The organism is Gottfriedia sp. NPDC056225, from assembly GCF_042267765.1.
GTDB lineage: Bacteria > Bacillota > Bacilli > Bacillales > Bacillaceae_G > Gottfriedia.
Window position 1 is genome coordinate 1 of record NZ_JBHJTJ010000074.1, and the last position, 11,530, is coordinate 11,530.

At 30.7% G+C, this 11,530-nt stretch carries 12 protein-coding genes; 10 read left to right on the forward strand and 2 right to left on the reverse strand.

Annotated features, from left to right (window positions below; genetic code table 11):
- The 10 genes from ACFCYN_RS23545 to ACFCYN_RS23590 all read left to right on the forward strand — a co-directional run.
- A partial coding sequence (locus ACFCYN_RS23545; protein WP_375952228.1) for a hypothetical protein occupies nt 1-195 on the forward strand: 195 nt, incomplete at its 5' end.
- Between the two features lie 217 nt (nt 196-412).
- Nucleotides 413-1,078 (forward strand): FadR/GntR family transcriptional regulator, encoded by a 666-nt coding sequence (locus ACFCYN_RS23550; protein ID WP_098118240.1) that lies wholly within the window; start codon nt 413-415, stop codon nt 1,076-1,078.
- A 57-nt stretch (nt 1,079-1,135) separates the two neighbouring features.
- Complete coding sequence (locus tag ACFCYN_RS23555) at nt 1,136-2,314, forward strand: MFS transporter (protein WP_375952231.1); 1,179 nt, start codon at nt 1,136-1,138, stop codon at nt 2,312-2,314.
- 483 nt (nt 2,315-2,797) lie between these two features.
- Nucleotides 2,798-3,277 (forward strand): RtcB family protein, encoded by a 480-nt coding sequence (locus tag ACFCYN_RS23560; protein ID WP_375952234.1) that lies wholly within the window; start codon nt 2,798-2,800, stop codon nt 3,275-3,277.
- The gene (locus ACFCYN_RS23565; RefSeq protein ID WP_375952250.1) at nt 3,241-3,915 is read left to right on the forward strand and encodes an RtcB family protein; all 675 of its coding nucleotides are present in this window, start codon (nt 3,241-3,243) and stop codon (nt 3,913-3,915) included. The genes ACFCYN_RS23560 and ACFCYN_RS23565 overlap by 37 nt, the downstream gene beginning before the upstream one ends.
- Before the next feature lie 601 nt (nt 3,916-4,516).
- Nucleotides 4,517-4,927, forward strand: coding sequence for a hypothetical protein (locus tag ACFCYN_RS23570; RefSeq protein WP_172444528.1), 411 nt, complete (start codon nt 4,517-4,519; stop codon nt 4,925-4,927).
- 194 nt (nt 4,928-5,121) lie between these two features.
- Nucleotides 5,122-5,907: a DeoR/GlpR family DNA-binding transcription regulator gene (locus ACFCYN_RS23575; protein WP_172444529.1), complete on the forward strand. Its 786-nt coding sequence runs from the start codon at nt 5,122-5,124 to the stop codon at nt 5,905-5,907.
- A complete protein-coding gene (locus ACFCYN_RS23580) occupies nt 5,894-6,934 on the forward strand; it encodes an oxidoreductase (protein ID WP_375952238.1) in 1,041 nt (346 codons plus the stop codon). The genes ACFCYN_RS23575 and ACFCYN_RS23580 overlap by 14 nt, the downstream gene beginning before the upstream one ends.
- 11 nt (nt 6,935-6,945) lie before the next feature.
- Nucleotides 6,946-7,428: a heme-degrading domain-containing protein gene (locus tag ACFCYN_RS23585; protein ID WP_375952241.1), complete on the forward strand. Its 483-nt coding sequence runs from the start codon at nt 6,946-6,948 to the stop codon at nt 7,426-7,428.
- 768 nt (nt 7,429-8,196) lie between these two features.
- On the forward strand, nt 8,197-9,045 hold the full coding sequence (locus ACFCYN_RS23590) for a COG4705 family protein (protein ID WP_375952244.1): 849 nt from the start codon (nt 8,197-8,199) through the stop codon (nt 9,043-9,045).
- Nucleotides 9,046-9,174: 129 nt separating this feature from the next.
- On the opposite strand, the gene ACFCYN_RS23595 is transcribed toward ACFCYN_RS23590, so the two are convergent.
- Both ACFCYN_RS23595 and ACFCYN_RS23600 read right to left on the reverse strand, forming a co-directional pair.
- On the reverse strand, nt 9,175-10,020 hold the full coding sequence (locus tag ACFCYN_RS23595) for a polysaccharide deacetylase family protein (RefSeq protein ID WP_172444533.1): 846 nt from the start codon (nt 10,018-10,020) through the stop codon (nt 9,175-9,177).
- Nucleotides 10,013-11,383 (reverse strand): glycosyltransferase family 2 protein, encoded by a 1,371-nt coding sequence (locus ACFCYN_RS23600; RefSeq protein WP_375952247.1) that lies wholly within the window; start codon nt 11,381-11,383, stop codon nt 10,013-10,015. Before ACFCYN_RS23600 ends, ACFCYN_RS23595 begins: the two co-directional genes overlap by 8 nt.
- Nucleotides 11,384-11,530: the final 147 nt, after the last annotated feature.

The window sequence follows — 11,530 nt, forward strand, 5'->3', positions numbered from 1 at the left end:
CAACAAATAGAAAAGACTAGTGAACGACTTAGCATTACGAATGAATTCTTTCAGGAATGGCTTGATTTTGCTTCTCAAATTGAACGAGAGGTGATACAACATAATTACGAAAAAGGCGAAATTAATCGAAATGAATTAAAAGAATTTAGACAACATTTATTAATGCTCGAAAATGTAATCCAATTTATAGAGTGATTAGACAAGGTTTTGATTTTTTCAATGTGGAAAATAGAGTATGACCATAATTGGATCATACTCTATTTTACGTAATTGGAAGAAGGATCAATTTACATTTAATTTTTGTGAAGTGAGATTCTAATAATACATTGAAATTTTAGGGGAATTTATTTTCTTGTTTTATATAGATGGGATGTTTATAATGAAATTATTAAACAGGAGATGAGCAGACGATATGACGAATTTTTCAAAGGTGCCGCGTCGTAAATTAGCAGACGAGGTATTGGAACAATTACAAAGAAAAATTTTTTCTGGTGAATATAAAGTGGGTGACAAATTACCTTCAGAACCACAGTTAATGGAAGAATTAGGTGTTGGTCGTTCAACACTAAGAGAAGTAATTAAAATTTTAGCTCACGCAGGTATTTTAGAAGTTAGACAAGGTCATGGCACACATATCATTTCTAATAGTCCTGTTCAAAATTCGTTGGAAAAAAACTTGAAGGATGCAAATAAAGCACATCTTCTTGAAGCTAGAGCGATGATCGATAAAGAAGTGACATCATTAGCTGTTAAGCGCCGTAATGATGATGACCTTTTACAAATGAAAACGTATCTAGATAAACGAAAAAATGCACTGAAAGAAGGGCAGTATGCTGAATATTTAGAAGCAGATATTTCCTTTCATTTGTCAATTGCAAAAGCAAGTAAAAACCCAATATTGATTGATTTATATCAGTCATTTATTCCTGTTCTACGTCAAGATTTAAGTAAATTAATCATGAACACTTCCAATTATCAAGACAATTCGGATATACATGAGAAGTTGTACTTAGCAATTTTAAACCAAAATGAAGAAGATGCAATAAAATATGCGATGAAAAATATGGAGCCACTATAAGCTCCTATTGTTATGATTTAAACATCTGATGATATGATGAATTATTAGTATAAAGGAATGATCAAAATGAAATTAAAACCTATTTTTTATGTTTTAGCACTATTTTTAGTATCAATAAATTTACGGATTGGAATTACTTCAATTTCTCCAGTTTTAGAAATCATTCGACATGATTTAAATATGAGCAACTTTGTAGTTAGCTTTTTAACTTCTATTCCAGTTTTATGTATGGGGATATTTGCTTTATTTACTGGACAATTAAGTAATAGATGGGGTAGTGAAAAAACAATTGCTGCTTGTATAATATTAATCGGAGTCGCAACAGGTTTAAGAGCGGTAGCTACAACTTCTGCAACTTTATTATTTACCGCTTTGTTGGTTGGTATTGGAATTGCAATTATTGGTCCTTTACTTTCTGGATTTATAAAAAAAATGTTCCCTAATAAGTTGGGAATGATGATTGGAATCTATTCAGTGGGTATGGGACTTGGTGCATCTTTAAGTTCGGGACTCACGATCCCTCTACAAAAAACGTTCGGAGGGTCATGGAATAAGGCACTTGCAATATGGGGTGTATTAGCTATTATAGCTTTTATTGCTTGGTACCCAATGATTAAAAAAAGTGTAAGAAATATAGAAAATAAAAAGAGTGGATTACCTTATAAAAATAAGAAAGCATGGATGTTTACATTAATTTTTGGTTTACAATCAGGTTTATTTTATTGTATCAGTACATGGCTTGCACCATTAGCAGGAAAATTTGGAATCTCTAGTACAAAAGCAGGCACAGTGATTACTTTATTTACATTGGTTCAGATGGTGTGTAGCTTTATCATACCGACTCTAGCTGATCGATTTAAAAACCAAAAACTTTATTTAATAGGAAGTACAATTTTCGTCATTGCAGGCCTGCTATTTATTATTTTTGAAATTAACTTGTGGATTGCTGTTATTTTTATTGGGATCGCTTTAGGTGGTTTATTCCCATTAGCATTAGTTTTACCTTTAAATGCGACTAATACCGCTGAAGAAGCTAGAGCATGGACTGCTTTAATGCAATCAGTTGGATATATTATAAGTGGCTTTATTCCGATTATAGCTGGTCTTATACTCGATGCTACAGGAAGTATTATGAATATTTTTATTTTATTAGTAGTATTAAGCTTTATATTATTATGTCTAATTTTAGGTATTCCTCTAAAAGAGACATTAAAAATGAGCCGTAAAGCTAGTTAGAAAAACAATCGAAATGATAACATCAAAGGGCCGTCCTTAAAGTCAGCTAAACTGACTTATTGACGGTCCTTTTAATTTATTGTTGTTCTATGCTTCATTAACAATTGCTAATATAAAAAAGCCATTCAATAAAGTAATCAAATCTGCTATCGTTGCACTTCCAATGGTTTTAGGAATAGGAACTTTAACGAATGTTATTGGACCTTCAGGAGAAACACGGAATTCTAATGTAACGATAGATGTAAAGCCTTCAGCTCCTTCAAAAATTAATGAATCTAAAGAAAAAAGTTCTAACAGTCACATATAGTATCTATAAAAAAGGAATTTCACTTTGAAATTTCTTTTTTATTATCTCCATTATAAAAAACGACAGGTTAGTAGAATGAGAGATGATATAATATGGTAAAGCATGGGCTTTTATATTCGGAGACGATTAAAAGTAAAATCTTTTTTGATATAGAAAAATAAAAGTGAGGAACATATATGATAGAATTTAACGGAAAATACAATAATGGAAAAATACTACTTGATTATGTGGATACAAATGTTATTACACAATTAAAAACGATATTAGATACGGAATGTTTTTCAAATTCAAACATCGTTGTTATGCCAGATTGCCATATATCTAGTGGCGGTGTAATGGTTGGTTTTACAATGACGTTGAATGATTATATTATTCCTTCAATCGTAGGAGTTGATATCGGGTGTGGTGTGAGTGCATATTATCTAGGGCGGATGAAAACAGTAAAGTCTGAAAAACTTGATAAGTTTATCCGAAAAAATATCCCAATAGGATCAAATATCCACGATGAACCAGTAATTGAACCGGAAGAGATTGCTGAGGCAATTGAGAGACTTGGTTTAAATTATAATTACGAAAGAGCAGTATTGCAACCCTTGGTGGTGGAAATCATTTTATTGAAATTGATAAAGATGAAAATAATCATTTTTGGCTCGTAATCCATACTGGTTCAAGACATTTTGGATTTGAAATTGCAAAACATCATATGAATGTCGCAAAAGAAAATATGAAACAATTATTCGGAGAAAACTATAAAGGTTTTGAATACTTATCTAAAAAAGAAGATAAAGATGCTTATTTAAAAGATCTTTCGATTGCGCAACACTTTGCTTCATTAAATCGTGAACAAATTGCGAAAATTATTATCGGAAAATATTTTAAATTAGATTTTGACGGAATTAGGAAAATCGAATCAATACATAATTATATCGATCTTAAAAACAATATCTTAAGAAAAGGTGCAATTTCAGCTACTGAAGGCGAAGAAGTGATTATTCCTTTTAATATGGCATTTGGTTGTGCCGTTGGAAAAGGTAAAAGTTCAGGTGACTATAATTTCTCAGCACCACATGGAGCAGGGCGTATTATGAGCAGAACAGATGCAGCATATAAAGTAGACTTAGATATTTATCAAAAAGCGATGAAAGGTGTCTTTACAACATCGATCAACAAACATACAATTGACGAATCTCCAATGGTGTATAAAAAACCGAAATTAATACTTGAAAATATTACTGAACAGATTGATATCGAATTTTTTATGAAGCCGATTTACAATTTAAAAGCAGACAAATAATGTTTCAACTAAATAAGTCGTAATTAGATCGCTCAAGATTCACAATTATATAGTCTATAGAGTGAAAACTATTAAAAAAAGAAGTAGATGAAAATCTACTTCTAATATTTAAAACTATTAATTGGATCTAAAGTTACTGAAAAGCCAAACATTAGCACCTCTCCAAACACGACTTATAGGGTTAAGTGCCACAGTGAAAGTAGGGTTACTACCACCATCAAGTCTATTGTTTACCACTTCTTCAATAATGCTATTTGTAGAAAATTTACCGTTTACTTCAAAATCTTTTCCTAATACTAAAACTTTTTTAATTTATTAATCGGTTATTCTCCTTAAAGTAGTTTGTAATAAAAGTCATTCAATAATAATATCGGTTGATTTATTTACGATAGCTAATAATTTTTTGATAAATATTTATCAATTTTATAATTTTTAAAACAATACTTAACATTAATACTTTTATAGCTGGGGAAACGGTCGACATATTTGTCGATTTTTTTTATTGTGATAATTGAAAGTAGGTCAATAAGATTATTAGTAGGGGCATAAATTAGATAAAACGAAATTAATATTGAAGTGTTTAATATCGGGAGGTGCGAAGTTGAAGATTGCTTTTTTTAGAAATCTTAACAAAGTAGAAACTTATGCTACAAATAAAAAACAAGTAAAATTGAATCTGCCGAATAAAGAAGATGCTAATGTTTTATTTGGGCTAAGAAGAAAGTTTGAATTTGATACTCAGTGTTCACGACCACCTCAAATTAGCGGCACCGTTGTAGCTTCGGTTACTTGTAACAGAGATAAGGATATATCAATCTATTTTTATCCAATTTCTCAAAACATTTATCCTGAAAAAGCTAAATCACAATTTCATAATGATGTATTACCGGAACTAAAAAAATGGATTGAGAAGCAGTCATCAAAACCAGATACTGCGGTTTTAGGTGTTGAGGAATATATAATTGAATGGAATGGGAAAAACCATTTATTCCACCAAATTAAATTTTTATAAAATAAATCTAATTTTAAAGACGATAGGAGGGAGTACTCTCTTATCGTTTTTATTTTTGGTTGTTTTTATCAAAAACTTAAAAAACTTAATTATTTTAAGTTTTTTAAGTTTTAATGTAGATATCTTTAAATTAATCTTATATACTATTTATAGACTTCTCATTTACATAGGGAATTGATAAAGGAGTTTCGGTAATGTATCAAGAACAAAGACTAACTTTAATATTGAAATATTTGGACTCAAATAAAGAAATTATGTTAGAAGAAATATGTGAAATGCTTAGTGTTTCAAAAGATACAGCGAGAAGAGATCTCGTTAAGCTTGAAGAGCGTGGAGAGATTATGAGGATAAAAGGGGGAGCGACCCTTCCAACTAGTAATCGAGAATTAATTGATTATAAAGAAAGAGATCTAACTGAAGGAAAAGAGAAAATTGCAAAGAGGGCCTCATTACTAATTCGCGAAAATAGTGATTTACTGATGGATACTTCATCAACTTGTGCACTCATGTCAAAATTTATGTTTGATAAGCAAGTGAATGTGATTACGAACTCAATTGATGTAGTTGATTTATTAGGTGAATATGAAAAAATTAACACGTTCATGCTACCTGGTAAATTCAATCGAAAAAATAGGAATTTAGTAGGCCCTAGGACATTGGAAACATTAAATGACTATAGAGTTGATCAACTTTTCCTTGGTGCATGCGGCATCAACGCTGAAGGATTAACATCTCCTGATGAGGAAGAAGCGTTTTTAAAGAAAAAAATGATAAGCTGTGCAAGACAGGTAGTTTTACTAGCGGATCATTCAAAGTTTGAAAAAATCTTTTTGCATAAAGTTTGTAATATTAAGGATATTGATGTAATCATTACCGACAAAGATCCAGATGAAGAATTTAAAAGAAACATAATTGAAAATAATATACATTTAATCGTGGTAGAGGAAGAAAAGGAGCTGTTTTTAGATGAAAAAAATTAAGGTTGGTCTAGTTGGATATGGATTTTCAGGTGCTACATTTCATGCACCATTTATTAAAGTATTAGAAGAATTTGAATTGTCAAAAGTTGTTAGCTCAAAAAAAGAAGAAGTTCAAAAAGAATTAGGTGCTGTCAAAGTAGTAAGTGCTTTAGAGGATGTACTTGCAGATGAATTGATTGATTTAGTTGTCATAACCACTCCAAGTGGAATGCATTATGAAATGGCTAAACAAAGCTTATTAGCAGGAAAGCACGTAATTTTAGAAAAGCCAATGGTAGTACAGACATGGGAAGCGGAAGAACTAAATAAGATTGCTGAAGAAAAGAAACTACTTTTAAGCGTGTATCATAATAGAAGATGGGATAATGACTTTTTAACCGTTAAAAAGTTAATAAACGATGGTGCATTAGGAGAAATCAATACATATCAAGTTCATTTTGATCGATATAGACCAGAAGTTAGGAATCGTTGGAGAGAACAACAAGGTCCTGGATCTGGTATGCTATATGATTTAGGTTCGCATTTAATTGATCAGGCTTTAAACCTTTTTGGACTGCCTCAATTCATTTCAGCAGATGTTTTTGCACAAAGAGGAAATGCCAAAACAGATGATTATTTTCATATTATTTTAGGCTATGACAAGCTTCGTGTTATTTTACATTCTGGTTCGATTGTCCCAAGTAATGGGCCTCGCTTTCAAGTGCATGGAACTAAAGGTAGCTTTATAAAGTATGGAATGGATGGTCAAGAAGCAGCTTTAAAAGAAGGTAAAAAACCTACAGAAGAATCATGGGGGGCAGATGAACCACAATTTTTCGGTAAGCTCTTTACTGTAGATGGGGATAAGGAAATGGAAGAAACGATAGTCACATTACCAGGCTCTTATACAACTTATTATAAGAAAGTCGCCAAAAGCATTTTGGAAGGTAAAAAAGCCCCTGTTACAGGTGAAGAAGGCTTAAATGTTATTAAAATTATTGAAGCAGCACTTAAAAGTAGTGAAGAAAAGAAAGTTATTTATCTATAATAGGGGGAAGTATGGACAAAAATATCCAAACAAAACTTGAAGAAGTTAGGAAACAGGAAGAAAATCTAATCTTTAAAAGTTTTTCTAATAAAGATGCATTAGAAATTGGTTTATCAATTATTGAAGCAGCTAAAGGACTTGAAAAACCAATTGCTATAAATATAGTGAAAAACGGTCAAACGGTATTCCATTATGCAATGGATCATACTGCTCCAGACCAAGATATATGGATTAAACGAAAATCAAATGTTGTTCTTCGTCATCATTGTAGCTCTTATTATATGAGGCTTTACAATGAAATGAAAAATCGCTCATATTATGATTTTTACTCAGCTAGTCCATTTGAATTTGCAACGCATGGTGGAGCATTTCCAATTAAAATTGAAGGTTCAGGAGTAATTGGTGTGATTACTGTTTCGGGCTTAGCTCAGGAAGATGATCATAATCTGATCGTTGAGGCATTGACTAAATTCCTAAATAGAACGATTGCATAGTAAAATATCTATGCAATAACGAAGGAGTCACAATTTCGGCTCCTTTGTTATTACATAGAAAAATTTGGTCTAATTTAATAGCAAATCGTGTCGAATTTTATAATAGGATTCTAAAGTTGAATGGGAAAATTAGCAATGTATTAATTTGTCTAGTACTTTTTTATTTTTGGCTGTAGTGTTGGAATAATTAATAGATTAATATCTAAGTCTCGAAAGAAATAACTTAAGCTTTTTTTATGAATTGTATTCGAGCGGACAAATTTATTGAACGGAATGCAAAGGTTAATATCAGAATATTGTGATATTTAGTTTGTTATGGTAAAAGACTAAAAAACTTAAATAAATGTAAATGAAGAAAACAATTGGAGCAATTTATATTCATATGGCCTTATTCATGTTTTTTTAATCCCTATTGTAGATAATTTGTGTAAGGCAATTTCTTACTCCAGTTTTATTGGAGTTAATCGTTTTTTACAATATAAAGCAGCTTTAGTTTGGGTTCCAATTATTACTTTAATAATCGGTATTTTATGTTTTTATGGTACTGAATTATTAAAATGGTTTAAATCATTTGATATAACTAATAATCCATGAAGAGTTTAATTCTATAATAATAGCATTTTCATATAAAAGTTTGGCTTGTAAGTAACGGTGTTCAAAAAAGTGAGAGAATAATTATTAAAACTTACTATTTTTCATTTTCCTTTCATAATTCTATGGGATTATTAATTGCATTTAAATTAAAAATGAAAGGGAATGATATTTAGAATGACAACTGCAAAAGAAATTGTAAAATCGTCTGTTAGCAAAATTCCTCAATTGACACTATTGTTTTGGATTATGAAGATTGCTGCAACAACACTAGGAGAAACAGGTAGTGATTTGGTTACTGTACCTGGAGCGGAAGATAATTATTTAACCCCTTTTCTGTTTTTCGTGAGCATATTTGCTGTCTTTTTAATTATTCAATTGTTTATTAAGAGATATGTTCCATCAGTCTATTGGACTGTAATTCTATCTACTAGTCTTGCGGGCACAGCATTTTCTGATTATATGGATCGTTCATTAGGATTAGGTTATATGAAGGGTTCACTTATACTTATAAGCTTATTAGCTATCATTTTTATATTTTGGTATTTTACTGAACCAACATTAAATGTTAAAAATATTGCAACGAAGAGGGTAGAGGTTTTATATTGGATTGCTATTCTTGTGTCTAATACTTTAGGCACAGCCGCAGGCGATTTTTTATCACACAAATCTGAAGGAGTAGGTACACTAGCAGGTGGTGGAAGTTACCTAGAACATGGATTAGGACTAACTATTGCTCAAGGGGCTATGCTTACTGGTGGATTAATATTAATAATCCTTTTAGCGTATTGGTTTACAAACTTAAATAGAGTGTTTTTATTTTGGCTAGCATTTGTTTTGACAAGACCGTTCGGAGCAACTTTCGGAGATTTCTTAATTAAACCTCAAGAAAAAGGTGGATTAGGCTTAGCAAATGGTACACAAATTGCCTCTGCTATATTATTGGCTATTCTTTTAGTCTGTATTATCATCCAGATTATTACGAATAAATCGAAAGTACATAAAACTAATATTCAAGTAAATTAGTACGAATTACACCAGTTTTTTAAAATAAGAGATGGGAAGAACGTAAGAAAGTGACTTCCCATCTCTTATTTTATTTTTGGAGTAGATAAAAAATAAATAGTAGAAATAAAAAAGAGCTGCCAAAGCAACTCATTTTATCTCTTTTAAATCCAACCATTCAGAATATGTTAAAATGTTTAGCTCTTCTTTTTTGCTTACTACATAATTAACAATCGATTTATACTTACTTGGATCAAAATTCATTTGTGCTTTATCAGCTTTTTTTTCAAACCGATGATTCGTAAATACAATTGTTTGTTTCGTTTGTATTGCTAAATCAATCTGTTCTTTAACCCAAGATATATTTGTACTAGGAAGTAAATTGATCGTACGCACTTCATATTTTTTGATATTGTTTGTTTGAATTCCATCCTTAATGGTTCGAGCACTTCGATAATGCTCTTCCTGTAGGAGTTTCAAAGTTTCTTGATTAAAAGAACCGTATGGATAAACTGCAATATTACTCGCTCTTTTAAAACAATGTCCATTTAACCAATTACGTGCTTCATTTAATTCTTTTTTTTGTTCTTGCTTATTTAAATTTGCTAAATGTCGATGTGAATTTGTATGGTTCATCAAGTCCCAACCTGATGAATATAAGGTATTTAATTGACTTAATGACATATATCCTTCAGTACCAACTTTTGTTGGTATGACAGCAATACTTCCTTTTATCCCTTTACCTTTTAAAATTTGAAACCCTTTAGTAAATTGAGTTTCCCACCCATCATCCATTGTAAAAATAATATTAGCTTTATTTTGTTGTTTTTGAATATTTTGTGGTGTTTGTTTCAAAGGTTTACACTTATAAGTTTGAAGTAAGTTATTTTGTTGTATTGGTTCTGACAAATAAGATGCACTACTCTTCATAAATGGGTATGCGATCATGAATGATGAAATAAGAATTGCATATACAATAACAAGTTTTTTATCCAACCTTCACCATTCCTTTATCCTTTTCTAAATCATAAACTCTTCCGGATCTTGAAACTTTGTTCCAATCGTTCCGGTTTATAAAATATGAGACTGTACCAATGAGTACGAAAAAAAGCGTTACAAAACGGTAGACAAATAAGTCTAAAATAATCGTGATCGCTAAACGTATCATTTCTTTCCCTTTAAATTCAACTCCGTAATAGCGAGCTAAATACAAAGCAAATAGACTGTAAATTATATTTAGAGATACGACTCCAAGCAAATAGATTAGTAGGAGACTTTGAGCATGTTTTAAATTTGTAATGAACATATAACCTAAATTGAAAATCGTAAAATAAATTGCTACTGTACCTAAAATAAACGAATCAATTAGCATAAAGAAAGAAACTGTACGGAACAAAAATGTCTTTATGAGCATCGGAAAATAATAAACGATACAGTCAATAAATGCCTTTTGCCAACGAATCCTTTGTTTAAATAAATCCTTCCAGGTTTCCGGACATTCGGTATAACATACCGCATTTGGAACAAATACCATTTTCATGCCAGGATTTTTTAAAATGTATTGTTGAAATTTTAATGTAATGTCGATATCTTCGCCTAAAGTCTTTCTGTATCCACCAACTTTGAGCAAAATTTCTCTATTAAAAACCCCGAATGCACCAGAAATAACTGAGAGTGCATCGAATTTTGCAAGTGAAACTCTATTAATATAGAATCCTTTTATGAATTCAAAAACTTGAAATCGAATGACATGATTTACGGATAAAGTGCGTTCGACTTTCTTGCGCTTAAATCGAACTCCTTGAAGTGGGTGCACCATTCCGCCTGCTGCGATTACATTATCATCTTGAAATACTTCATTTAACACTTGTAATGCATTTTCATCAAGAATACTATCTGCATCTAAAGTTACTACTAATTCATTTTTTGAATACATTATTCCAGCGTTTAATGCGTCATGTTTACCACCATTTATTTTGTCAATTACGTAAACGTTAGGGAAAACAGTAGACTTATAGAAGTTTTTGATTTCATTACTTTTTAACTGATTGGATATTTTTCGATCTTCCGGTACAAGACGTAGTAGTTCATGTAAGATATTCATTGTATTATCTTGGGATCCATCGTTAATATAAATAACTTCTTTTGCGGAGTAATCTAATATCTTCATACCTTTTATAGCTGTTTCGATTATACTTTCTTCGTTATAACATGGAATGAGAATGCTAATCCTTTTATTTTTTCGTACTTGATTATGTATTATTTTCTTACGTTTTAAAAAAATTGGAAGAGCATTAATCATATGTAAGAGAGGAAAAAAGGTACATAAGAATAATATGAGTATTGTAACAAATTGCATAATAAAATCTCCTTAAAACTAGTATCTTAGTTTCATATTCATGCTAGTTATATTAAATTAAATTACCAAGTTTGAATGATGACGATCAATCATTCGTAACAAAAATAATTTCAAATACTAAAATAAACATAAGATATATCTTAACGC